This is a genomic window from Ohtaekwangia sp. (genome assembly GCF_036786105.1).
Classification (GTDB): domain Bacteria; phylum Bacteroidota; class Bacteroidia; order Cytophagales; family Cyclobacteriaceae; genus Ohtaekwangia.
Genome location: NZ_DAIQRQ010000015.1, coordinates 67,378 through 92,243 on the forward strand (window position 1 = coordinate 67,378; position 24,866 = coordinate 92,243).

Here is a 24,866-nt window from a genome sequence, read left to right on the forward strand (position 1 = left end):
TTCTTTATTCATTATTAATTCATCGTTATTCAAATCTCTGCATGTGTAATATGTAACCGATAACGGCAAAGCATTCAGTTTCCCGTTTCAAGTATTGGGGCATCTACGGGTTTTGATTCGGGCGAGCCTTTCTGGCGCAGGTAAATGGAAAGCACAACAATAGCAGTAACGGCTACAAATTCGCTTTGCCAGTTTTGAAATGATTCAAACCAAAGACGGGATGTAAGTATATATTCACGCATTGTTTTCTCCGGTTCATTTCGAAGGCGTTGTTCTTCATTGTAGTCGCGCAGGCTTCCATAAGCATGCAACCAGAAACTGACTATAAAGAGTATAATAAAGGCAATGGTCAATGAGCTCTTGTATAATCGCAACCACCATCCGCCTTTTTTTACTGGCCACGGTGCATCCTGGTGAGGCAACGGCTCGCGATCTACTTCTTCCGGTTCTTCCAATGATTTTGATTCACTTGATCCCTGCTGCCGTAAGAATATAGTGAGCATTACATACATGAACATCTGCAGAAATTCACTCTCCCAGTTTTCAAAAGTTACTTCCACAAAATGTCCTGTCGATAAATACTCGTGTAGCGATATCGGCGGTGCGTTTAATTTTTCAAGATCGCTGTTGTGCTCAATCCAGCCGGTATACGTCTGGCCGGAAAATGCAAGTATAAAACATAGCACTAACACCAATGATAAACTATTTCTATACCAGAACGAATACTGCTGCTTTTTATCCTCACCCATGATTGCATCGTTATTTTGTTTTAAGCCATAAAGACTATGCCGTACCTTGGTTAATAACCTATACTTCACGCGGGGCATGCTTTTTTCGATTTAGCGAATAATCTCAGCAGCACAGGAAGAAATCCGTCAGGTAATTATCAATTATATAAAACCGAAGAAACATGGAACAAAAACTTGCAGACAAGAAAGTGGCAGTACTGGCTACACATGGTTTTGAAGAATCTGAATTTACCGAACCCATTAAAGCATTGAAGGAAGCCGGCGCTACCGTTGATGTTGTTTCGCTGGAAGCAGGTAAGATCAAAGCGTGGGCAGAAAAGAACTGGGGCAAGGAGTATACGGTTGACAAAATAGTAGATGATGTAAGCGCAGACGATTACGATGCGCTGGTGCTGCCCGGTGGTGTTATAAATCCAGACCAGCTGCGGATAGATGAAGATGCCGTAAATTTTGTAACGGAGTTTTTACAGGCACATAAACCTGTTGCAGCGATATGCCACGGTCCGTGGACGCTGATCGAAACCGGTTTGATGGAAGGACGTGAAGTTACCTCCTATCCTTCTATACGAACCGACCTGATCAATGCCGGAGCAAACTGGGTAGACCGCGAGGTGGTAGTAGACAACGGACTGGTTACGAGCCGGAGTCCGAAAGACCTGCCGGCTTTTTGTAAAAAAATGATTGAAGAGATCGCCGAAGGTGTTCACCAGGAATAACAACGTACCAATCCCCTCTCCATATATAGTATGCCCGGACTACCTGGCATACTTTTTTATTTATAAATGTTTCGACTTGCGTTGTGGAACTAATTCCGCAAGAGGCAAACCATATATGGATTATTTTACTTTTTAATCTCATATACATGTATTGTCATCAATTCTCTAGTAACTTGTTTTTACATAAACTATCTACCTCATGGGCAAAAAAACCAAAGCTGTAACTTCTTCGAAGAACGGAGATAGCGTGGAAGTGCTTTCCCGGCCGAAGGCCACACGGAAAAAAGTGCAGGCGCAACATCAGCATCCTATAGATCAGGAATACTACCAGCAGCTCGGCATTCTTGACAATCGCGAATTGCTTCGCGTGCTCACTGAAGTGCGCAATGGAAATTTTACCGTGCGCATGCCTTTCGATCAGGTCGGTGTAAGTGGCAAGATATGCGATACACTCAATGATATAATTTCCCTCAATGAAAAGATGATGCAGGAGTTTATGCGTGCCGGTAATACCATCGGCAAGCAGGGTAAACTTACGGAGCGCATCGAAGTGCCCAATGCAAAAGGCTCGTGGAGCACAGGGGTAAATTCCCTAAACGGGCTCATCTCCGACCTGGTGCATCCTACTATCGAGATTGCGCATGTAATCAGTTCTGTAGCGAAGGGAAATCTCTCGCAGGAAATGCAGCAGGAAATCGGCGGCCATGTATTGCAGGGTGAATTTGCACGCATCGCCAAAGAAGTAAACGACATGGTGAAGCAGCTCAACCTCTTCTCGATGGAGGTAACGCGTGTGGCCCGTGAAGTAGGCTCGGAAGGTAAACTTGGTGGTCAGGCGAAAGTAAAAGGTGTAGACGGAGTGTGGAAAGATCTCACCGATTCGGTGAACCAGATGGCCGGTAATCTCACCAACCAGGTGCGTAACATTGCCGAAGTAACCACGGCCATTGCACGGGGTAATCTCTCCAAAAAAATTACGGTGGATGTGAAAGGAGAAATGCTCGAGCTGAAAAATACAATCAACACACTGGTGGACCAGCTCAACTCATTCTCCTCTGAAGTAACGCGTGTGGCACTTGAAGTAGGTACCGAAGGACGACTCGGTGGCCAGGCCACAGTGCGCGGTGTGGGGGGTGTATGGAAAGACCTTACAGACTCGGTAAACCAGATGGCCGGTAACCTTACCGCGCAGGTACGAAATATAGCGGGGGTAACAACCGCGGTGGCAAAAGGAGATTTGTCGAAGAAGATTACGGTAGATGCGAAGGGAGAATTGCTGGAGTTGAAGAACACTATAAATACCATGGTGGATCAGCTCAACTCATTCTCATCGGAAGTAACACGCGTGGCGCGCGAGGTAGGTTCGGAAGGACAGCTCGGTGGCCAGGCCGATGTACCGGGTGTAGGTGGTACATGGAAAGACTTGACAGACTCCGTAAACCAGATGGCCGGTAACTTAACAAACCAGGTACGAAATATAGCGGGGGTAACCACCGCGGTAGCGAACGGTGACTTATCGAAGAAAATTACCGTGGACGTGCGCGGAGAAATGCTCGAGTTGAAGAACACTATAAATACCATGGTGGATCAGCTTAACTCCTTCGGATCAGAAGTAACGCGCGTGGCCCTCGAAGTAGGTACGGAAGGTAAGCTCGGTGGACAGGCCACAGTGAAAGGTGTGGGTGGTATCTGGAAAGATCTCACCGACTCGGTAAACCAGATGGCTTCCAACCTTACTGGTCAGGTGCGAAATATAGCGGGCGTAACTACAGCGGTGGCGAACGGTGACTTGTCGAAGAAAATTACCGTGGACGTGCGCGGAGAAATGCTGGAGTTGAAGAATACGATAAATACCATGGTGGATCAGCTCAACTCCTTCGGATCAGAGGTAACGCGTGTGGCCCTCGAAGTAGGTACCGAAGGTAAGCTCGGAGGACAAGCCACGGTAAAAGGTGTTGGTGGTGTCTGGAAAGATTTGACAGACTCGGTAAACCAGATGGCATCCAACCTTACCGGTCAGGTGCGAAATATAGCAGAAGTAACAACGGCCGTGGCAAAAGGCGACCTCTCGAAGAAAATTACCGTGGATGCGAAAGGTGAATTGCTGGAGTTGAAGAACACTATAAACACGATGGTGGATCAGCTGAACTCCTTCTCATCGGAAGTAACACGCGTGGCACGTGAAGTGGGTTCCGATGGTCAGCTCGGTGGTCAGGCAAACGTGCCCGGTGTAGGCGGTACATGGAAAGACTTGACGGACTCCGTAAACCAGATGGCTTCCAACCTGACGAACCAGGTGCGAAATATAGCGGAGGTAACAACAGCCGTGGCGAAGGGCGACTTGTCGAAGAAGATTGCGGTGGACGTGCGTGGAGAAATGCTCGAGTTGAAGAACACGATCAATACCATGGTGGATCAGCTCAACTCCTTCGGATCAGAAGTAACGCGTGTGGCGCGCGAAGTAGGTTCTGAAGGTCAGCTGGGTGGACAGGCCGATGTACCCGGTGTTGGTGGTACATGGAAAGATTTGACGGACTCCGTAAATAAGATGGCCGATAACCTGACGAACCAGGTGCGAAATATAGCAGAGGTAACAACAGCCGTGGCGAAGGGTGACCTCTCGAAGAAAATTACCGTGGACGTGAAGGGTGAAATGCTGGAGTTGAAGAATACGATCAACACCATGGTGGATCAGCTCAACTCCTTTGCATCGGAAGTAACGCGTGTGGCCAGTGAAGTAGGTTCAGAAGGTAAACTCGGTGGACAAGCTACAGTAAAAGGTGTTGGTGGCGTATGGAAAGGTTTGACAGACTCGGTAAACCAGATGGCCGGTAACCTTACGGCACAGATTCGAAATATAGCGAACGTAGCGGTAGCGGTGGCGAACGGTGACTTGTCGAAGAAAATTACCGTAGACGTGCGCGGAGAAATTTTACAGTTGAAAGAAACACTGAACACCATGGTGGATCAGCTTCGCGGGTTCGCATCGGAAGTAACGCGTGTGGCGCGCGAAGTGGGTACTGAAGGTAAACTCGGTGGACAAGCCTTCGTGCCAGGTGTGGCCGGTACATGGAAAGATTTGACGGACTCCGTAAACCAGATGGCGGGTAACCTTACCGACCAGGTGCGAAATATAGCGGGGGTAACAACCGCGGTGGCGAACGGTGACCTCTCGAAAAAAATTACCGTAGACGTGCGTGGAGAAATGCTCGAGTTAAAGAACACCGTGAACACGATGGTGGAACAGCTCAACTCCTTCGCATTTGAAGTGACGCGCGTGGCACGTGAAGTAGGTACAGAAGGTAAACTCGGTGGACAAGCCGAGGTGCGCGGTGTAGCCGGTACGTGGAAAGACTTGACAGACTCGGTAAACCAGATGGCCTCGAACCTTACCGGCCAGGTGCGTGGTATAGCGAAGGTGGTAACTTCGGTGGCAAAAGGAAATTTGAAACAAAAGCTATCCATCAACGCGTTGGGAGAGTTAGCGCAGTTAACCGACACAATCAACGAGATGATCGATACACTTGCCGTGTTTGCCGACCAGGTAACAACGGTGGCACGCGAAGTAGGTGTGGAAGGACGGCTCGGTGGTCAGGCCAGTGTACCTGGAGCATCCGGTACATGGAAAGATTTGACGGAGAACGTGAACCAGCTTGCTGCGAATTTAACTACACAGGTGCGCTCTATATCGGAAGTGGCATCGGCGGTAACAAAAGGAGATTTAACGCGAACCATTCGCGTGGATGCAAAAGGAGAACTCGAGGCGTTGAAAGATACCATCAACCAGATGATCACGAACCTGCGCGAAACTACTTTGCGTAACCAGGATCAGGACTGGCTGAAATCGAACCTTGCGAAATTTACCCAGATGTTGCAGGGGCAACGCGATCTCGACACTGTATCGAAGCGCATTCTTTCCGAGCTTGCGCAAGTGGTAAATGCACATTTCGGTGCATTCTATATTTTGAAACAGGACGAAGAAACTGCCAACGTTAAACTGCAACTCTTCGCTGCATACGCCTATAAAGAAGAGAAAAATATACCGAAGGAATTTGCCATCGGCGAAGGTCTTGTAGGGCAGTGCGCATTCGAGAAAGAAAGGATCCTGCTTACCAACGTGCCGCAAGGGTATATCAAGATCAACTCCGGTCTTGGCAAAGCGAAACCTTCCAACCTCATTATTCTGCCCGTGTTGTTCGAGAATGATGTGAAGGCGGTAATCGAACTGGCATCACTCGAAGTATTCAACGAAACTCACCTCGACTTCCTCAGCCAGGTAACAGAAAGTATTGGTATCGTGCTGAACACGATCGAAGCAAATACACGTACAGAAGAGCTCCTTACGCAATCGCAATCACTGGCCAGTGAGTTGAAAGTACAGCAAGGCGAGTTGCGCAGAACAAACGATGAGCTTCAGGATAAAGCGCTGCTGCTGGTAAAGCAGAAAGAAGAAGTGGAAGCCAAGAACAAAGAAGTGGAAGAAGCGCGCCGTTCACTCGAAGAAAAAGCAGAACAGCTTACACTTACATCCAAGTATAAATCCGAGTTCCTCGCCAACATGTCGCACGAGTTGCGCACACCGCTCAACAGTTTGCTTATTCTCGCGCAACAGCTTTACGAAAATGCAGAAGGCAATCTGAATGAAAAGCAGATTCGTTACGCCAAGACGATTCACTCGTGCGGTGATGACCTGATCCAACTCATCAACGATATTCTTGACCTCTCGAAGATCGAATCCGGATTTATATCAACAAATATATCTCCGGTTCCGCTGGCAGAGATTGCATCCTTTGTGGAAACTACATTCAAGCCTATATCTGAAGCGCGCAACCTCAAGTTCAGAATCGAGATGGAGCCTTCCCTCCCGTCATCACTGGAAACAGATATACAGCGACTCAACCAGATTCTCAAGAACCTGCTCTCGAACGCATTTAAATTTACCGAGAAGGGAGAAGTAAGTTTGAAAATATACGATGCACCGCGCAACTGGAAACCGGGGAACCAGAACCTCGACCATGCAAAACGCGTGATCGCCTTCTCCATCAGCGATACCGGTATAGGTATACCGCAGGAGAAACAAATGATTATCTTCGAAGCATTCCAGCAGGCAGAAGGTTCTACCAGCCGGAAGTATGGTGGCACCGGGCTGGGCTTGTCCATCAGCCGGGGTCTTGCCGAACTGCTGGGCGGTACCATCGAGCTCGACAGTGCTCCCGGAAGAGGAAGTACATTTACCCTGTTCCTGCCGGCCGACTCGCTGGCCAATATAGCGCCACGCGAAACTTCGAAGAGTATAAAAGCGATTGAGCAGTTGCAGTTAACCGATAACAACGGCAACATCGATACCCTGCTCAGTACGTTGCGTGTTACCAAAGATGGTGTGGACACGCGCGGCCTCGAGATTGTGAACGAAATGATCAACGAAACCGGCGATGACCGGAACCACATTCAACCATCCGATAAAGTTATACTCATTGTGGAAGACGATTATCGCTTTGGTAAAATTGTGATCGACAAAGCACATGAGGCCGGTTTGAAAGCCGTGGTCGCCACCAGTGCACTGGAAGTATTCGATTTCATCAATCGCTATTCCCCTGTGGCCATCACACTCGATGTAAAACTTCCCGACACCAGTGGCTGGAAAGTACTCGACCTGCTGCGCGGCGATCTCAACTACCGCCATATACCGATTCACGTTATATCGGGTGAAGAGAATAAAACGCTGGCATTGAAACGCGGAGCCCGCAGCTTCCTGCTCAAGCCGCTCGACAACACAGCACTTGATGAGCTGATTACCGACATCGCATCCTATAACCAGCATGAACCCAAGCGTATACTGGTAGTGGAAGATAACGAGATCGATTCATCACAGATTGCCAAGATCATCCAGGATAACAACCTGCTGGTAACCATCGCCACTACCGGTGCAGAAGCGATTGACCTGATCAAGAAAGAGGAGCCGGATTGCATCATTCTCGACTATACATTGCCTGATATATCCGGGCCGGAACTGGTACACACCGTGAGTCAGTTGAAGAAGAAACTCACCCCGGTAATTGTATATTCAGCACGCGATTTCAACAAGGTGGAGATGAATCAGCTGAATCTCAATTCCAACATGATTATACCGAAGAGCGCCAATTCCATTGAGCAGTTGCTGGAAGAAACGATCGCACACCTCCACATCAACCACAAAGATCTTTCGCGCGAGAAGAGACGCATTGTAGAGAACATCCGCAATAAAGAAGATATACTCAGCGGCAAGAATATACTGGTGGTGGATGACGATGTGCGCAACCTGTTTGCACTCACTACTGTGTTTGAGCGCTATAATATTAATGTGATTACAGCTGAAAGTGGCAGAGATGCCATCCAGATATTGAATGAAAATCCACGGATCGAAATGGTGCTCATGGATATTATGATGCCGGAGATGGACGGTTATGAAACTACACAAAAGATCAGACGCGAACACAAGAACAGTTCCTTACCAATCATTGCCGTTACGGCAAAGGCGATGAAAGGCGACCGACAGAAATGTATAGAAGCGGGTGCTTCTGACTATATTACGAAACCTGTAAAGATCGATCAGTTACTTTCATTGATGCGCCTGTGGTTCTGCAAATGATCCTGTAACGTGAAAAACTTTCTGCATGCAACCGAAGATCTTATTAGTAGACGACCGCGAGGATAATTTACTCTCCATTGAGACGATCCTCGAACCGAATGGTTACCATTTTATAAAAGCCCGTTCGGGAAGAGAAGCACTGAAAATACTGCTCACGGAGTTTGACTTTGCCATGATTCTCATGGATGTAAAGATGCCAAACCTTAACGGCTTTGAAACGGCATCGCTCATCTACGAGCGTGAAAAGCTCAAACACATTCCGATCATTTTCATTACCGCGAATAATTTTGGTGACGAAAATATGTACAAGGGCTACCAGGCGGGTGCGGTAGACTATATATTCAAGCCCATTAATCCGGATGTGCTGCGCGCGAAGGTGGCGGTGCTGGTTGATCTATACCAGAAGACGCACACGCTGAAAGTACAGGAACAAAAGCTGATCGCCATTAACCGCAGTCTGGAGAACGAAGTGAAAGAGCGCATTGCTTCCGAAGAAAAAGTAAAACAACTGAACCAGGAGCTGCTCGTGAACATCGAGCGGTTGCAGTCGGTTAACAAAGAGCTGGACCGCTTTGCTTTCATGGCATCGCACGACCTGCAGGAGCCGCTGCGCAAGATCAGGCTCTTCGCGAACAAGCTCTATATGAAGTATAAAGATACAGTAGACGAAGGTGGCAAGGCCGACTTCGATCGCATTCAGAAGTCGGCCGAGCACATGCAGGCACTCATTCGCGATATCCTTACCTTCTCGAAAATATCAGACGATACGCATGCGTTTATCAGCACAGATGTAAACATAACAATCAAAGATATACTACTGGAGCTGGAAGACGAGATCAGGCTAAAGAATGCACAAATCACGTTTGACGAATTGCCGGTGCTAAACGCAAACCCGGGATTGATCCGGTTGATGTTCCACAACCTGATCAGCAACGCCCTGAAGTATAGCAAAAAAGATGTAGCGCCCGAAATTACCATCAGTGCCGACCGGCATTACAGCCGACAGGGCGATCTGCATACCTATTGCCGCATCCTGGTAAAAGACAACGGGCTTGGCTTCGATCAAAAGTATGCAGAAGAAGTTTTCGGTATGTTCAAGCGCCTCCACACCGACCAGCGCCACGAAGGAACCGGTATAGGGCTGGCACTTTGCAGGAAGATAGCCGAGCACCACAAAGGGCATATTACCGTGCTGAGCAAAGAAGGAGAAGGTTCAACGTTTATTGTATCGCTTCCCATGGAAAGTAAAGTCACGGCCATGAACGGCACAGTGCCTACAGAAACGGTCTCAAAACGGTAACACTTCAACGCCCGTTGACTTCTTGCGGCTCACCAAACTGTATTGTATAAATCTTGTTCGTGGTAAACACTTTATATATAGCAAGAATCGCAAGGTGACGCGCTTTCATAAATTCGTTGGGTTCGCTGTTGCTCGTCCAGAAAGATATATAGAGTTTGATCTTGGGATCTTCTATTGCCTCGTAGAACACATTAACATCGCGAATCAGTTCTTCAGAGCCCGTGCCTTTCAACGCTTCTTCAATCTGTTGTGCTATATAGTGCAGATCAACATTATTGCCGATCATGAACTCCAGTTCCACACGTCTTTCTTTGGAAAGCGAATAGTTAATGATCGGCTTCTGAAATATATCTTTATTGGGAATGATCACATTCAGTCCAGCGAATGTGCGCAGTGTGGTGGAGCGCAATCGAATTTCCTCAATTGTTCCTACAAAGCCATTCGTTTCTACAATGTGCCCAATATCAAAGGGACGTTTTACAGCTATAAATGCACCGGATATAAAATTGGCCGTGAGGTCCTGAAATGCGAAACCGAGCGCCAGGCCTATAATACCAACACCGGCCAGCAAGGAAGTAACCGTTTTCTCCAGCTGCATGATCTCCAGTGCCATCATCGTGCCCAGTATAATCACTAAAGAATACAGCACACCGGCCACCAATCCACTCAGCGATTCACTCTTCGAAAAGCTCATCACAAACTTTTGTGCCAGGCGCTGTATGATGCGTGCTATAAATATAGTAACTGCCAGCACAACAATGGCCAGCACAAAATTGGGTAACATGCGAATGGCGTACGTCCACCACCTGACCAGTTTATCTTCGATGAGCTTGAACCAGTTGTTCATAACAATTACTTTTTTTGATGAATAATCGATACAGCAGCGTAACCAATCATGGTATATAAATTCATGCCAGCACTCCTGAAGGCATAGTTTTTTGCCCTTGTGAAGATAAACTATAGAAGCCATGAGAACAACACGAAGAACAACAACCAAACAATTCAGTCCTGATAATACGCTCAACACCTCTCCGGCCATTGATGAGCAGATTGCAAGAACTGAGGAAAATCTTACTGACGAAACTCCTGTAGAAGACATCTATACTCCCGGAGCACTCTCGGAAGAAGATCAGGAAAAAAGTAAAAAGCCGTTGAGCAAGAGTGAGGAAAACTAGTTATCAGTTACACGTTAATCGTTACAGGTTATCTGTGTAATTCTGTGAATTCTGTGGGAAATAAATGCATTTGTTCCCACAGAATTCACAGAATAGCACAGATCGTTTAGGGGTAACTGTTAATATACTCTTCCTGATAACGATTAACGGGTAAACTAATAACGGTTCAACGAGTATTCCAATATTACCCCATCCCTAAGACCCGGCTGGATGATGCGGTTTTTCTTTTTATCGTAGTATATATCGGCGGCATCGGTGCCTTTGTATAGTTCGGTATAGCTCTTGTCGCGGAGGTTAACTTTCAACAGCCGCGATTGCAGCAGTTTTATATTTACCCAATCGGATACAATGAGTGTATGCGCATCGATCATCTGTATACCATCAAACACACCTTTCGCATCGGTAAGTGTTTCGTAGTGGCACGCGTTACCTTTGAAGGTAATCATTCCCAACTCTCCTGCCGGGTGTTCACTGCGGTCCAGGCCGGCTACATACAGTGTATTATTCGCTGAATCGAATACCAATCCGTTCGGACCAAGAATCTTCGGCAAGGACAGCGGCGCTACTTTGTTCGGTTTTGCCAGCGACACTTTGAATATCTGCCCTATATCGGTAGCACTCACAAATAAAACAGAGTCACCCATCACCGCTATATCATTGAGAAATACTGATCCGGTAGCAGCCATATCGATTTCATCCACTTTATTCCCGGAAGAAAGATCGATCACCACCAACCGGTCAATGTCAGCTATATATAGCTTGTTTCCCAGCAGGGCGGTGCCTTTGGGTGCATTCAACGGTTCTTTGTTGAAATGTGCATCGATCACCTTCCCTGACAGATCAAGTTTGCAAAGACCACCATCGCCATCTTTGGCTGTCGGGGCAAGGGCTTTGCCGATCAGGGTAGCATACAAAAATTTTCCATCCGAAGCGATGCTTTCCGGATGATCGAGCGGCGATGTGATTACAACGGGCTGGGCATACGCTGCTCTACACAGCAGCAACAGCAGCACGATACAATAGTTTTTCATATATATTTGATTTTATACAAAGCTAGCACAGGCACCAACCGGGCAGGTAATACACAAAGCTCAACCTATTGCACTTTTGGCTCGCCAGTCGGCAGGCGTAACACCAAATTCATGTTTAAAAACACGGATGAAGTAGGGCACATTATCAAAACCACATTCGGCTGCTACTTCCGACACATTTCCGGAAGTGTTGTGCAGGAGCATTTTAGCATGGGCCAGCCGTTGGGTGTTGATCCATTTCCGTGGAGATATACTATAAAGATTCTGGAAGTCGCGCTTGAAAGATGCCAGGCTTCTGCCCGACAGTTCCGCGAGCTCGTCTAGTGTCAGCGGCTGAAACAAATGCTTCCGCACTATATATTCCAGGCTAACCGGCTGCCGGTGGGCAATGCCCTGAATCCAACGCATCACCTGTTCACTATTTCCTCCGGAAATCAGCAGGAGAAATAATTCCGTGAGCTTTAATTGCAGTATATCATGCAGACGTGTGAGTGACTGATCGAAATAACCGAGATACTGATCGCGAAAGCTTTCCAGCAATGTATTGGTGGGAATAACCAGATGCGTCATCGGCTGATACTGCATGCCCGCTCCCTGTGGTACGGACATATGCTTCAATGAAAATTCTTTTAAGAAAGCATCCGAAAAGAAGATGATCAGTGCTTCGTAGTTAACGTCTTCGAGAAATTCAGACATCACATACAAGCCGCGTTTCAGAAACAACAGTTGCCCCGGTTCTACAAGTGCAGAAAAATCGTTGAAGTATAATTTCTTATGTCCGTCCAGCACAAAGATCAGCGAGTTCTCCTGCAGCAACACCGTTTTGGTATGGGCAGTGGTTTCATGTTTATAGCGGGCAAAGGCTATCTCTCCTGCTTTCAGTACAACGGTGGGTATAGTTTCTGACGAGAAGCGAATGATCATATCCGAAAATTACAGCTATTTTTATTGACGCAGGAAATAAAACAGTTCCTTCAACCGTCTTGTTCCGTAAGAAACTCCAAACCAGAGAACGAATGTCTGCTACCAAATCGAAAATAACCATTGGCCATGTTTTCAAAACCATTGTATGGCCACGCCGAAAACTATTAGCGGTTGGTCTTCTGCTCATCGTCATCAGTCGTGTAGCGGGCCTTGCCCTGCCATGGGCCAGCAAGTACCTGGTTGATGAAGTGATCGCCAAAAAGAATATTCCATTGCTCTATAATCTCCTGGGAGGTGTGATTGCCGCCATCGTCATCCAGGCTGTAACTTCCTTTCTGCTCACCAAACTGCTGAGTGTAGAAGCACAGCATCTCATCTCTGTATTGCGTGTGCGCGTGCAGAAACAAATTCTGAGACTGCCGGTACGTTTCTTCGACAATAATAAATCCGGTGCACTGGTATCGCGTATCATGACGGATGTTGAAGGTGTACGCAACCTGGTGGGTACAGGCCTGGTGCAACTGGTAGGCGGCCTGCTGAGTGCTGTTATCTGCCTGGTATTACTCATCCGCATCAGCCCGTTGATGACGCTTTATGTGCTGGTGCCCGTGGCCGTGTTTGGTTTTATATCGCTCAAAGCGTTCAACAAAATTCGCCCTATTTTTCGGGAACGTGGCAAGCTCAACGCAGAGGTTACCGGTCGTCTCACCGAAACACTCAACGGTGTGCGCGTGATCAAAGGCTTCAATGCCGAAGCACAGGAAATCAAAACCTTCGAAGCCGGTGTAGAGCGGCTTTTTCTCAATGTAAAACAAAGTCTTACCACCACCAGTCTTGTTACCAGCTCCGCTACCTTTCTGCTGGGCCTGGCCAGTGTAGGCATTATGGGCATTGGTGGCTATATGAATATACAGGGCAGCATGAGCCCCGGTGATTTTCTTGCGTTCACCCTATACCTTGGTTTTATGATCGCTCCTATTGTGCAGATGAGCAACATCGGCAGCCAGTTAACGGAAGCTTTTGCCGGACTTGATCGCACGGAAGAGATCATGAACATGGAGCCGGAAGAAGACAGCACGAAGCGTGTAAAAACGATAAGCCATATACAGGGCGACATCGTCTTTAATAATGTGTCGTTCGCATACGAAGAAGGTAAACCGGTCTTGAAGAACATCAGCTTTACGGCCCCCAGCGGAAGCGTTACAGCGCTCGTGGGCACCTCCGGCTCCGGTAAAACTACGATTGCCGGTCTTGCTGCTACCTTCCTGAATCCCGACAATGGCCTTATCACGGTGGATGGCATTGACCTTAGTACGGTATCGCTGAACAGCTATCGCAGTCAGCTGGGTGTGGTGTTGCAGGACGACTTTCTCTTCGAAGGAACGATCCGCGAAAATATACTCTTCCCGCGTCCTGGCGCTTCCGCGGAAGAGCTGAATCGTGCCGTTCATGCCGCGCACGTGCATGAGTTTACCGATCGCTTCGAGCTGGGACTCGATACCGTGATTGGCGAACGTGGTGTAAAACTTTCCGGTGGCCAGCGTCAGCGCATCGCAATTGCCCGTGCTATACTCGCCGATCCGCGCATACTGATACTCGATGAAGCTACTTCCAACCTCGATACAGAATCAGAGTCGTTCATACAAGACAGCCTGCGCAGCCTGATGAAAGGACGCACTACATTTGTGATTGCCCACCGGCTGAGCACCATCCGCCAGGCTGATCAGATACTGGTGATTGAAGGTGGTGAAATAGCCGAGCGCGGCAGTCACGATGAGCTGATCGCTAAAAAAGGACGATACTTCGAACTATATACTTACCAGGCGCGCATCTAATGCAACCTAACTTTGAACCTGGAACTTTAACCATTCAAAAGTTCAAGGTTCCAGGTTCAAGGTTCAAGGTTTAAAGTTTAAGGTTCATGGGAATGCTATAATAATCTTGCCGAAGAAGGTTTTGCTTTCCATATAGCGATAGGCCTCCTGCACGGCATCGAAGGGAAATACACGATCGATAACGGGCTTTAGTGTGGTAAGCTCAATGGCGCGTGCAAAGGCTTCAAAGCTTTCGCGACTGCCCACAGAGATGCCGCGCAACGTAGCATTGTTGGGAACTGTATCATATATATTGAACGGCACCACCGCACCGGATAAGTTTCCTACCAGGCCCACAAATCCATCGGCCTTTACAGCATATACCGACTTGGTGAGCGTTTCGGTGCCGCCTACATCCAGTATAGCATCTACTCCTCTTCCGTTGGTGAGTCGCTTCGCCTCAACATGCCAGTCAGGCGTATCGCGATAGTTAATTACCTCGTGTGCCCCCAGTGCTTTTAGTCGTTCGAGTTTATCCGCAGAACCTGATGTAGCAATAACACGGGCACCCATTGCTTTGGCAATTTGCAAGGCAAAAACAGATACACCACCAGTGCCTTGTGTAAGGATTGTCTGCCCGGGTTTCAGGTTTGCATAATCAATCAATCCGGTCCACGCAGTGAGTCCGGCAATAGGCAAGGTAGATGCTTCCGCAGATGAAAGATTCGCAGGAGTGGCAATCAACGCATCTTCCGATATACAGATATACTCACGCAGTACACCCGGCTTTTCGAGCCCCGTACGATTCTGAAAATCGACTATACTTTTGCTTCCGGCGATCCACGTCTGAATGAAGTGTGTTATAACACGATCACCTTTCTTCCAGCGTGTCACAGCCGATCCTATACTTTCTACAATACCGGCAGCATCCGAACCTGGTGTATAAGGAAAGGCGAGATCGGGATTATAGTATCCATTAATCATCATCAGGTCGAGAAAGTTGAAAGATGCAGCTTCTACTTTTACCAGCACCTCGTGTGCGCCAGGCGCAGGCTTCTCGGTGCTCACCACCTGCAGGTTCTCTATGCCGAAGCGGTTCAATTGAATTGTCTTCATAAAAAATTTGTATTTACGTGTTGTTCAGGCAAACTAACGTGACGGGTAAGCGTGTTTCAAGTATGCACTTTCTGGTATCCTGCGAACCAAAAGGATACTATTGGTGATCATCAGCAAGAAAAAATTTTTACTGTATGGAAAAGAAAAGAGTAATAGCACCTCAATGCTCGGTTGACTATGGTTTTCAACGCATCGGCGGCAAGCACAAGGGCCGTATTCTCTGGCACCTGAGCTACGGCATTCAGCGCTATGGACAGTTGCGTAAATCCATTACCGGCATTACTCCCAAGATGCTTACACAAACGCTGCGCGAGCTGGAAGACGATGGATTGATCAAACGCTATGAATATATCGAGTTACCTCCCCGCGTAGAATACGAACTTACCGACAGCGGGCGCGAGCTGCTACCCTTCATCAAACTGCTCAGCGACTGGGCTACCCAAGAGATGAAGCGGCTGCATATCCCCACCATGGAAGTACAAAAACATGAACCCTGCATTGCTTTGGCAGCCCAGAACCATCACCAGGTTACGTCTGCTACAGCGGATACGATCTGATTATCTTTCGCTGATACCCATTGCAGGTGTTCGCGATACACGATCAGATACAACAGGTGAGCGGTATTTTCGGCAAACGTACGGTTATACAGAACACCGGCAGGGCCCATGTTAGCTATATTTTCCGATCACCTCTTCCACTTTTATAGCTATAGGAAAGAGGTATAGCAATTACTGTCACCAATGATCGTTCGCCATCCAACTACATATAGCGGTGATCCGAACAATATCTTTGAATAAAATCTATACATTCGTTTACAACTAAAAAGAATATTAATTAACTTTTCGGTATGTAATAAAAACATTTCACCGCTATGGCAAAAAAAGCAAAGAAAACTTCTAAGAAAGCCGCGAAGAAAGCGGCAAAAAAAGTAGCCAAGAAGGCCGCGAAGGCTGCGAAGAAGGCTCCTAAAAAAGCAGCAAAGTCGGCTAAGAAATCAGCCAAGAAAGCAGTTAAGGCTGTTAAGAAAACGGCTAAAAAATCACCGGCCAAGAAAGCTGCATCGCCCAAGAAAGCTGCCAAGAAATCTATTGCCAGCAAAGTAGCCAGCAAGGCAAAAGCAGTGGCCAAGAAAGCTACCGACCTCTCTAAGGCTGCTGTTGAAAAAGCAGCCGAGCTCAAAGATGCCGTAGTTGAAAAAGTAACATCAGTGGCCAGTGCTATTGAAGAAAAAGCAGTAGAAGTAAAGGATGCTGTTGAAAACAAAGTGGAAGACACTCAGAAAAATCTTTTTAACGGCAACTGATCACGCAGTAAAAAGATCATAAGAGCGATGGTAATGAATACTATCGCTTTTTGTTTTTATAAGAGGACGCCCTCCCCTGCTACCACCAGACCTATGAATATAAATCCAATCGTGCTTTCGATCCCGATCTTTTTTATACTCATTGGCATTGAGTTGCTGATCGAACGCTTCACACACCGGCACCTGTATACCCTGCCCGACACCATCGCCAACCTGAGTTGCGGCATTACCCAACAACTTTCCGGATTGTTTCTGAAGGTGTTTGCCATCAGTGCCTATCAATTCCTCTTTGAACATTTTGCATGGTTTACGTTGCAGCGAAACTGGCTCTACTGGCTTACTTTGTTCCTGCTGGTAGACTTCGCCTATTACTGGGCACACCGCATGAGTCATGAAATAAACCTGTTCTGGGGCGGGCATGTAGTGCATCATCAAAGCGAAGAATATAACTTGTCGGTAGCCTTGCGGCAGAGTTCGTTGCAGGTAGTCTGGACGTTTGCCTTCAACCTTCCCATTGCCTTCCTGGGGTTCAATACCCTTGACTTCGCCCTGGTATCGGCTTTCAATACGCTATACCAGTTCTGGATACATACCGAGACGATCGGCAAGATGGGATGGTTCGAATATATCTTTAACACACCCTCACATCACCGCGTGCATCATGGGCGCGATCCGAAGTATATCGATAAAAATCATGCGGGTTCGCTCATCATCTGGGACCGCCTCTTTGGCACCTTTCAGGCAGAAGAAGAGAAACCCACTTACGGCATTACAAAACCGCTGAACAGCTGGAATGCCGCGTATGCCAACATCAGCCACTATGCCGAAATGCGCAGCGATCTGAAGCGTATACCATACTGGAGCGACCGCGTTCGCTACCTCTTTAAAAAGCCGGGATGGCTGCCCGGCTATCTGGGAGGCTACCGGCCAGCGCCTGCCATCGACAAAGCTGCTTATCGCAAATATGAAACAACGGCCGGGCTGTCGCTCAACCTGTACGTACTCTTCCAATATATACTTTGCCTCGCAGGCACAGCCATATTTCTATTCCGTCAGAAAACCCCCGATGGCACCGATCGGTTTACCACTACAGAAAATCTTTTTATTACTATACTCATCTCCATGGTGGTTGTAAATTGCGGCGTATTGTTCGAACGGAGACCGTGGGTAAAATGGGCCGAATGGCTGCGAATCGTCCTGTACCCGGCACTCCTGATGGCAACAACCTATCTTCTGCACGGGCCGGTATGGCTGTATGGTGTGGGAGCGGTGTACCTGGTTATTTCCGCAGCATGGTTTTATTCAATTCAAAAGCATGACAAAGTTCAACGGACGCAAAGCGCTCCTGGTATTTAGCATAGCAATCTGCTCCGCGTGTGGCAAATCGTTACCCGGGCTGAAAAATATTGACCGCGAAGCGTGGCTTGCCGACAAGAACGGATGTTCTGGCACACGTGCTTCATCGATGGCTGTACTGCAGCAGCAAAAGTCAGATTTCCTCGGCCTCAGTGAAATGGAGATTGTAGAAGTGTTTGGTAAACCCGATCGAAACGAGCTATACAAGCGCAACCAGAAATTCTATTATTACTACCTGCAGGCGTCTCCCGATTGCACTACGCCTACCCAAAATGCGCAACGCCTGGCTATCCGCTTTAATGCCATGGGACTGGCCAAGGAGATCAGTATCGAGTAAAAGCTTTTAAGCTAAAAGCAAAAAATTAAAAGCCTGGGTTTATATCTTATATTTCCTGAAAATCATAGATATACCTTTTTGAGGTATCATTTCAGGAAAAATATATATCATTTATAGGTATATACCGGCAAGCTGTTATCACGAAGAAATATCTTCCTAAAAATCGTTGGAGGTTATTGTCTGAGTGCGTTACTTTCGTGCGCTAATTATTTTAAAAATCGTTGTGAGAAATTATTTATTGCTGGTATGCCTGGCATGTTCAGTCCATACTATATCTGCGCAAAGCTCTTCCACGCTGATGGGTGCCCGGGCGCAATCGCTGGGATTTACTTCTTCGTGTTTAACAGACACCTGGTCGATTTTCAATAATATTGGCGGGCTTGCTGGAACGAATCAGACCACCGCTGCCTTTACGTATCAGGCAAGACCTTGTCTTTCTGCATTCAACAGCATGGCTGCTGTTATTGCGACACCCCTCTCCTATGGCGTGGCCGGTGCCGGTATATTTCGCTTTGGCGATGATCTCTATAATGAACAGATTATAACCGCTGGCTATAGCAACACCTTCGGGCTTGCATCCCTTGGTATTAAAGCAAGCTATATTCAGTACAACGTGCAGGGTTATGGTCGCAAGGCGGTGTGGAGTGTAAGTGCCGGTGGCATTGCCCATCTTACACCGCTATTTTCGGTTGGCGCCTACATCGTTAACCTGAATCAACCCACACTGGCAGAAGATGGCGAAAAATTGCCAACACGCCTCGTGGCCGGTATAACCTTTATGCCCACCGATAAAGTGCTGATCGCAGCCGAGATACAGAAAGACCTTGAATATATACCCACATGGAAGGCAGGATTTGAATATACACCGTATAAAAAGATTGCTTTTCGTACCGGTGTTACCTTGCAACCAAGTGCAGGTTACCTCGGCATTGGCTTCAAGCCCGGTAAATTTATACTGGACTATGCGTTCTCACATACCACCAATGTCGGCGCAAGTCATCAGGCTACGGTATCGTACAGGTTAACGGGCAAGCGGGTATGAACCGATACCTGCTCACGCTGTTTGCGATGCTGTGCTGCCGGTATATGGCAGCACAGGAATATCCTCAACCCGACATCGACCTGCAGCGCATTGTCGATGATCTATACGGTGTGCAGGATACAGACCTGAACTACGAAGACCTTTATGAAAACGTGGCACAGCTGCTGGCCCGTCCGCTGGACCTCAATAGTGCCACTGCCGAAGAACTTCGTTTTTGCAAGATCCTGTCGGAGGACCAGATCAGAAGTTTGATCGATTACCGCGAAACTACCGGTGGATTTCTCTCTGTATATGAGCTTCAGGCTATACCAGGACTTGAATTGTCTGTAATATACCGGCTGATGCCTTTTGTAAAAGTATATGATCCGGCATCGCGGTTGCATACTTCTATTTTTTCACGCATTCGCAATGAATCGGATAATTACTTTATCACGCGATATGAGCGCACGCTGCAATCCTCACAAGGCTATAAAGCCGAAACACCGGCTGACGACCGATTCAAAGGATCGCAGGACAAACTATGCATGCGCTTTCGCTGCAGTCGCCCGGGAGATTTCAGCTTCGGCTTTTCCGCAAAAAAGGATGCGGGTGAGCAGCTCACCTGGAACCCGGTGAACAAACAATATGGCTTTGATTATATATCCTTTCACGCGCAACTGCAAAATAAAGGACGATTGAAGAACCTGGTGCTGGGAGATTTTCAAAGTCAGTTTGGCCAGGGGCTTATGATCGGTGGCATATTTGGTATGGGCAAAGGTGGCGAAACCATCACCACCACACGCAGGAGCAACATAGGGCACTTGCCCTATACTTCCTTTACCGAGACGGGCAACCTGCATGGCCTTGCCGCCACTATCGAGGTATACCGGCATATCTATACTTCATTCTTCTATTCGTCTACCAGTCGCGATGCCGCCATCGCCGATGGCGAAGACGATCTTTCCATTATCACATCACTCCCTTCCACCGGACTTCACCGCAATACCGGCGAACTGGCCCATCGCAGACAAACCGGAGAGCAACGCAGCGGTGCCATACTCCACTATAAAAATGAAAGATTGGATGCCGGCATCTTGTATAACCGTATGGAGCTGAGTCATCCGGTGCTAAAGACCGCCACGCTCTACAATCAGTTTGCATTTCAAGGCAACACCAGCGAACAGGCGGGTATATACCTTAACTACACCTGGCAGAACGTAACGTTCTTCAGCGAAGCAGCAACCTCCGATCGCCATGGTCATGCTTATATCGCAGGATTATTGGGAAGCCTCACGCGGCATCTCGACATAGCATTGCTTCACCGCAATTATAGTCGCTCGTATCATGCTTCTTATTCCAATGCTTTTGCCGAAGGCAGCACCACGCAAAATGAAAGTGGCACCTACTGGGGATGGAAATATACTTTCAGTCGCAGGTTCGCCGTGGCCGGATACCTGGATCTGTTTCAATTTCCGTGGTTAAAGTACAGGATATACGCTCCTTCCACCGGACAGGAGTGGCTGACACGACTGCAATATCAACCGTCCCGAAAAGTAATTTTATTTGCCCAATTACGTGAAGAAGTAAAATCCCGGAACAATGCTGCCGACACGTCAACGCTATACACACAAGCCCGTGGCCGCAAGTATAATTACTGGCTTCAATGCGATGCCGGCATCACATCAGCATTACGACTCAAAACAAGGTTGCAGGGCAGCAGTTACTCTATCGATAATCATACTACACGGGGTATAGCCCTGATTCAGGATATCAGCATTCGCATCGCCCGCTGGGAAATTACGGCACGATATGCCCTCTTCGACACTGACGATTACGACAATCGCCAATATGTATACGAAAATGATGTGTGGCTTGCCTTTTCTCTCCCGGCTTATTACGGTGAGGGCATGCGCAAGTACATACTGCTTGAATACAAACTGAATGAATACATCAGTTTCTGGTTGCGGTATGCTTACACCCGCTATAACGATCGCACCTCCATTGGCGCCGGTGTAGACCAGATCGATGGTAACATTCGCAGTGACGTGAAGTTGCAGGCACGTGTAAAATTCTGATATGCCGCTGGCCATTAAAGCATTGAATAGCAACAAGTTTTTTACTCCGCGCTGTGTTGACTTTCTATTTAGTGGTGCTATAAGCCTGACTGTTAATTCATTCATTACAGTTCGCGGTTTGTAATCATATCCAATTGATAAAAAAATTACATACCTTGAAGTATCACGTAAAAAGCATAGTATATATACTTAAAGTGCGGTAGTGAATTATATGTAAGGTTTTGCTATGAAGCGCCCTGCCCGGCAATCATTTTTAGCCTATCATTGCGACTGTACAATAACCTACTTTATCTCATGATCAAAAAGTTTATAGCGTCTATGGCACCGTTGTGTATGTGCATGTTTTTCTCTTGTTCAAAAGATGATCACACTACACTCACACCCGATTTCACATTGTCGGTAAGTGGCACCTCTCCTAATGCGATCGTTACCATCACCAATACGTCAACAGGAGGGTCATCATACGCGTGGGTGTTTGATGAAGGGGCGAACGTTTCTATGTCCACGGATAAAACACCTGCTCCCCTGACAGTAGACAAAGCCGATGCTTTTGACGTAACCTTAACTGTTACAAATGGACACGATGTAAAATCCATTACCAAAACAATAAATGTTACCGGCAATAACGCTATTGTTTCTTATACCAATATCGCATTCGGCAAAGATGCCAACAGCCCAACGTATGGGAGGTTCTTTTCAACTGAAACGGGTTTAATTTATAAAGCCAGTGAAGTGAATTCTACATCAGGCCCTAAAATTGATTTGGCATATAGTCATATCAGGGAATCCGTAAACTATTTCGCCAGTCCGGATGACTTACGCGAAAAATACAATATACCAGGAGCGAAAACGACTACTATCATTAATTCTCCAGGCAAGAAACTTGGCGTAACTGCAAATATATTTGACAACGCGAAAGACGATAGCTTTATCAAAAATGTTCAACTCAACACAAGCGATAACGAAAGCTTTGAATCTTCCAATCCCTCTATCATTTTATTCAGAACCGCGTCAGGAAAGAAGGGAGCGATTAAGACTACTGCTATTAATGGAGATCGCTTATTAGTTGATATTAAAGTTCAGAAGTATTAATGGATTGGCTGGATCAAATACAAAATGAGGCAAAAATGATAACTGCTTCATTTGACCACATTGCACGCGCCAAAGAATGGCTCCATAAAAACAAACATTAATCATAAGCATTAATGCCATCAACAGAAGGGCACCTCATTTGAGGTGTCCTTTATCTTTATAAACGGTTTATACGGAAAGTTAGGCAACGGTCTTTCGAAAGGTAAAGCTTGCAAGAAACTGGTGAGGATGATAACGTTTAAAAGATCAAGAGAACGAAGTATGCCCGAACGAAATTAATGATCGTGGTGAACCTATTTATGAGAATAGTTTATACAATTTTCCTGCATATAATAAGGCGCTTGTGGCCTGCCCCTGTCGAGTGTTCTGTTATCTAAATATAGCGGCCTGTTCGGGCGGAGCATATACCTGATTACATGGAAAGAGATCTGTTTGATGGAGAGCTCAATATCTTTTTTGCCCAATACAGCGTCAGTTGAATGTATTAAGTAATAACTGGGCGTAAATACTTGCTCATTGGCAAATACGGGGTTTCCATTCGCTATGCCCCTACTGAAAAATAGATTAGAATAATTGAAGTTGGGTTTCGTGGTATAAAATAATCCGCTCAGGAGATGGTCGTATTGGTACGGAATAATAATCTTATTGTATCTATTTATAGACGCTGTGTCTTGATGAATATTATGATTGATAAATTGTCCTAAAGCATAATAAGGAGCTATCAGGATTATCGCAATTACCAGATAATAGTTAATTTTCATGACGCTACTTTTGAAAAATCTTTCTGAATAGTTTCGATTTTCTGAATTGCTAAATTATTTCCTTTTCTATAGAGTTTGTGATAATACCTTGGTATTCTCCCAGAACGCATCGTCATACTCGGTCTGATTTATAGCTGTGTAGTCATTTGCTACCGGTGCTGTGTCGATTGTAATACTGTTTGAAGACATCGTATTGATTCCATACGTAAAATAGAAAGAACTTGCTTGTATTTGCCGCCAGTCTTTCAAGGTGGCTATAATAGGATATAGCCACCGAATTATCATGCGCGATATATACTTATACACATAGACACCTGGCAATCATTTTCAACAGACTATAGTTAAAAGTTTAAACATTTAATACAAAGATCCCTAAAAGTGAATTCAGGTTGATAGGTAATTACAGATTTTTTGAAAAAAGTTTGCACTTGGTTTTTAGTCTACAATACCACAGAATGTAGTACTTGTTACCTGTATTACTCCTCAAATTGAATGTATTTATTCCATTAATAGCTGAAACAGCGCTCAATTCAATAGTTTATTGAGAAAATGCCCTTTGAATTGTATTCCTTTTTTAGTTTCCTTTAGGAAAGTATATATATGATTTAACTATATATCAAATAGTAATAATGAAAGTATATGGTGCGCTACTACTATATTTTGTTCTGATAGTATCTTGCAGCAAGGTGCAGTATAGATTCATGGATGTGAAATGCGCGACTGATCCATGTCCGGATTTTGATTACAAACGCGTTTCAATAGTTAATGACGAGGGTAAATTTATTAAGGACACTATAATTGAGAAGACTGCTAAGCGATGTGGCGTCTTTCTCCCATGCCAACGTTATATATATTGTGCTACATATAAGGATTCATTGGGCCGCATTATCTCAAAGGATTATATTTCATTGATGGCAACCGGAAGGAGATGGAAATTTCAGCCAGAAAACCAGAATGAAATTGTAATTCAATATGAGCATGATGAAAGAAAGAATATAGATCTGTCCAGCTTTAATATTAACAGACAATTAAAGCTTCAATCTACTTTTGTAAAAGAAGAAATTACAGGTGCGATTGAGAATTCGCAGGAAGTATGGATGCATCCATTTAGATCCAATCAATACAATTTCACAGAAATAGCGCCATTTCCTCATGTTACTTTTCCCCTGCAAGTAGGAAATAGCTGGAGTTCAAGCTTAACGATCGGGAACGGTTGGGGCGATTGGGGCAATACAACCGTGTACTGTGAATACGTGGTTGCCAAGGAAATTCAAATGAAAGTTGCAGGGAAGGGTGCAATGAAGTGTTGGGTTATTGAATCGAAGGCGAGCATGCCTCTCGGGGTTTCTACACATAACTTTTATTTCAATGAAAAATATGGCTTTATCAAGATGGAATACCGAAACTATGCAGGTCAAACACTATATATAGAACTTGTAAAAGTTGTTGATTGACAGCAGCTTTCAAA

18 protein-coding genes are annotated in these 24,866 nt (G+C 46.3%); 13 read left to right on the forward strand and 5 right to left on the reverse strand.

Annotated elements, in window-relative coordinates; translation table 11 throughout:
• Positions 1 to 74: 74 nt before the first annotated feature.
• Entirely contained in the window at positions 75 to 749 is a 675-nt protein-coding gene (locus V7Q33_RS09415) for a DUF6766 family protein (RefSeq protein ID WP_333819688.1), read from the reverse strand.
• A 161-nt stretch (positions 750 to 910) separates the two neighbouring features.
• Here V7Q33_RS09415 and V7Q33_RS09420 point away from each other — a divergent pair, with 161 nt between their 5' ends.
• From V7Q33_RS09420 to V7Q33_RS09430, 3 genes are all read left to right on the forward strand, one after another.
• On the forward strand, positions 911 to 1,465 hold the full coding sequence (locus tag V7Q33_RS09420) for a type 1 glutamine amidotransferase domain-containing protein (protein WP_331977566.1): 555 nt from the start codon (positions 911 to 913) through the stop codon (positions 1,463 to 1,465).
• 199 nt (positions 1,466 to 1,664) lie between these two features.
• Positions 1,665 to 8,093 (forward strand): HAMP domain-containing protein, encoded by a 6,429-nt coding sequence (locus tag V7Q33_RS09425; protein WP_331977564.1) that lies wholly within the window; start codon positions 1,665 to 1,667, stop codon positions 8,091 to 8,093.
• Positions 8,094 to 8,118: 25 nt separating this feature from the next.
• A complete protein-coding gene (locus tag V7Q33_RS09430; RefSeq protein ID WP_331977563.1) occupies positions 8,119 to 9,393 on the forward strand; it encodes a sensor histidine kinase in 1,275 nt (424 codons plus the stop codon).
• A 4-nt stretch (positions 9,394 to 9,397) separates the two neighbouring features.
• On the opposite strand, the gene V7Q33_RS09435 is transcribed toward V7Q33_RS09430, so the two are convergent.
• Positions 9,398 to 10,240, reverse strand: coding sequence for a mechanosensitive ion channel family protein (locus tag V7Q33_RS09435; protein ID WP_333819689.1), 843 nt, complete (start codon positions 10,238 to 10,240; stop codon positions 9,398 to 9,400).
• Between the two features lie 121 nt (positions 10,241 to 10,361).
• On the opposite strand from V7Q33_RS09435, the gene V7Q33_RS09440 reads away from it, so the two are divergent.
• On the forward strand, positions 10,362 to 10,568 hold the full coding sequence (locus V7Q33_RS09440) for a hypothetical protein (RefSeq protein ID WP_333819690.1): 207 nt from the start codon (positions 10,362 to 10,364) through the stop codon (positions 10,566 to 10,568).
• A 155-nt stretch (positions 10,569 to 10,723) separates the two neighbouring features.
• Here the strand turns inward: V7Q33_RS09440 and V7Q33_RS09445 are convergent, their stop codons facing one another.
• Positions 10,724 to 11,599 carry a YncE family protein gene (locus tag V7Q33_RS09445; RefSeq protein ID WP_333819691.1) on the reverse strand — a complete coding sequence of 292 codons (876 nt, stop codon included), beginning with the start codon at positions 11,597 to 11,599 and terminating at the stop codon, positions 10,724 to 10,726.
• A gap of 60 nt (positions 11,600 to 11,659) precedes the next feature.
• Positions 11,660 to 12,523 carry a helix-turn-helix transcriptional regulator gene (locus V7Q33_RS09450; protein ID WP_333819692.1) on the reverse strand — a complete coding sequence of 288 codons (864 nt, stop codon included), beginning with the start codon at positions 12,521 to 12,523 and terminating at the stop codon, positions 11,660 to 11,662.
• A gap of 92 nt (positions 12,524 to 12,615) precedes the next feature.
• Between V7Q33_RS09450 and V7Q33_RS09455 the strand changes: the two genes are divergently transcribed.
• Positions 12,616 to 14,358, forward strand: a complete 1,743-nt coding sequence (locus V7Q33_RS09455) for an ABC transporter ATP-binding protein (protein ID WP_333819693.1) — start codon at positions 12,616 to 12,618, stop codon at positions 14,356 to 14,358.
• A gap of 84 nt (positions 14,359 to 14,442) precedes the next feature.
• On the opposite strand, the gene V7Q33_RS09460 is transcribed toward V7Q33_RS09455, so the two are convergent.
• The gene (locus tag V7Q33_RS09460) at positions 14,443 to 15,453 is read right to left on the reverse strand and encodes a zinc-dependent alcohol dehydrogenase family protein (RefSeq protein ID WP_333819694.1); all 1,011 of its coding nucleotides are present in this window, start codon (positions 15,451 to 15,453) and stop codon (positions 14,443 to 14,445) included.
• A gap of 134 nt (positions 15,454 to 15,587) precedes the next feature.
• Here V7Q33_RS09460 and V7Q33_RS09465 point away from each other — a divergent pair, with 134 nt between their 5' ends.
• From V7Q33_RS09465 to V7Q33_RS09500, 8 genes are all read left to right on the forward strand, one after another.
• Positions 15,588 to 16,010, forward strand: a complete 423-nt coding sequence (locus V7Q33_RS09465; RefSeq protein ID WP_333819695.1) for a winged helix-turn-helix transcriptional regulator — start codon at positions 15,588 to 15,590, stop codon at positions 16,008 to 16,010.
• A gap of 314 nt (positions 16,011 to 16,324) precedes the next feature.
• On the forward strand, positions 16,325 to 16,756 hold the full coding sequence (locus V7Q33_RS09470) for a hypothetical protein (protein WP_333819696.1): 432 nt from the start codon (positions 16,325 to 16,327) through the stop codon (positions 16,754 to 16,756).
• 93 nt (positions 16,757 to 16,849) lie between these two features.
• Entirely contained in the window at positions 16,850 to 18,112 is a 1,263-nt protein-coding gene (locus V7Q33_RS09475) for a sterol desaturase family protein (RefSeq protein ID WP_333819697.1), read from the forward strand.
• Positions 18,072 to 18,449 carry a hypothetical protein gene (locus V7Q33_RS09480; protein ID WP_331983595.1) on the forward strand — a complete coding sequence of 126 codons (378 nt, stop codon included), beginning with the start codon at positions 18,072 to 18,074 and terminating at the stop codon, positions 18,447 to 18,449. The genes V7Q33_RS09475 and V7Q33_RS09480 overlap by 41 nt, the downstream gene beginning before the upstream one ends.
• Positions 18,450 to 18,672: 223 nt before the next feature.
• Positions 18,673 to 19,491, forward strand: a complete 819-nt coding sequence (locus tag V7Q33_RS09485; RefSeq protein ID WP_331983597.1) for a hypothetical protein — start codon at positions 18,673 to 18,675, stop codon at positions 19,489 to 19,491.
• Complete coding sequence (locus V7Q33_RS09490) at positions 19,488 to 21,545, forward strand: ComEA family DNA-binding protein (RefSeq protein WP_333819698.1); 2,058 nt, start codon at positions 19,488 to 19,490, stop codon at positions 21,543 to 21,545. Before V7Q33_RS09485 ends, V7Q33_RS09490 begins: the two co-directional genes overlap by 4 nt.
• Before the next feature lie 294 nt (positions 21,546 to 21,839).
• Positions 21,840 to 22,637 carry a PKD domain-containing protein gene (locus V7Q33_RS09495; RefSeq protein WP_333819699.1) on the forward strand — a complete coding sequence of 266 codons (798 nt, stop codon included), beginning with the start codon at positions 21,840 to 21,842 and terminating at the stop codon, positions 22,635 to 22,637.
• A 1,390-nt stretch (positions 22,638 to 24,027) separates the two neighbouring features.
• Entirely contained in the window at positions 24,028 to 24,852 is an 825-nt protein-coding gene (locus tag V7Q33_RS09500; protein ID WP_333819700.1) for a hypothetical protein, read from the forward strand.
• Positions 24,853 to 24,866: the final 14 nt, after the last annotated feature.

Coding starts and splice junctions, on each gene's coding strand:
- V7Q33_RS09445 (WP_333819691.1), bottom strand. CDS start 11,599: ATGAAAAACTATTGTATCGTGCTGCTGTTGCTGCTGTGTAGAGCAGCG.
- V7Q33_RS09450 (WP_333819692.1), bottom strand. CDS start 12,523: ATGATCATTCGCTTCTCGTCAGAAACTATACCCACCGTTGTACTGAAA.
- V7Q33_RS09455 (WP_333819693.1), top strand. CDS start 12,616: ATGTCTGCTACCAAATCGAAAATAACCATTGGCCATGTTTTCAAAACC.
- V7Q33_RS09495 (WP_333819699.1), top strand. CDS start 21,840: ATGATCAAAAAGTTTATAGCGTCTATGGCACCGTTGTGTATGTGCATG.
- V7Q33_RS09480 (WP_331983595.1), top strand. CDS start 18,072: ATGACAAAGTTCAACGGACGCAAAGCGCTCCTGGTATTTAGCATAGCA.
- V7Q33_RS09490 (WP_333819698.1), top strand. CDS start 19,488: ATGAACCGATACCTGCTCACGCTGTTTGCGATGCTGTGCTGCCGGTAT.
- V7Q33_RS09425 (WP_331977564.1), top strand. CDS start 1,665: ATGGGCAAAAAAACCAAAGCTGTAACTTCTTCGAAGAACGGAGATAGC.
- V7Q33_RS09465 (WP_333819695.1), top strand. CDS start 15,588: ATGGAAAAGAAAAGAGTAATAGCACCTCAATGCTCGGTTGACTATGGT.
- V7Q33_RS09440 (WP_333819690.1), top strand. CDS start 10,362: ATGAGAACAACACGAAGAACAACAACCAAACAATTCAGTCCTGATAAT.
- V7Q33_RS09475 (WP_333819697.1), top strand. CDS start 16,850: ATGAATATAAATCCAATCGTGCTTTCGATCCCGATCTTTTTTATACTC.
- V7Q33_RS09500 (WP_333819700.1), top strand. CDS start 24,028: ATGAAAGTATATGGTGCGCTACTACTATATTTTGTTCTGATAGTATCT.
- V7Q33_RS09460 (WP_333819694.1), bottom strand. CDS start 15,453: ATGAAGACAATTCAATTGAACCGCTTCGGCATAGAGAACCTGCAGGTG.
- V7Q33_RS09430 (WP_331977563.1), top strand. CDS start 8,119: ATGCAACCGAAGATCTTATTAGTAGACGACCGCGAGGATAATTTACTC.
- V7Q33_RS09470 (WP_333819696.1), top strand. CDS start 16,325: ATGGCAAAAAAAGCAAAGAAAACTTCTAAGAAAGCCGCGAAGAAAGCG.
- V7Q33_RS09415 (WP_333819688.1), bottom strand. CDS start 749: ATGGGTGAGGATAAAAAGCAGCAGTATTCGTTCTGGTATAGAAATAGT.
- V7Q33_RS09435 (WP_333819689.1), bottom strand. CDS start 10,240: ATGAACAACTGGTTCAAGCTCATCGAAGATAAACTGGTCAGGTGGTGG.
- V7Q33_RS09420 (WP_331977566.1), top strand. CDS start 911: ATGGAACAAAAACTTGCAGACAAGAAAGTGGCAGTACTGGCTACACAT.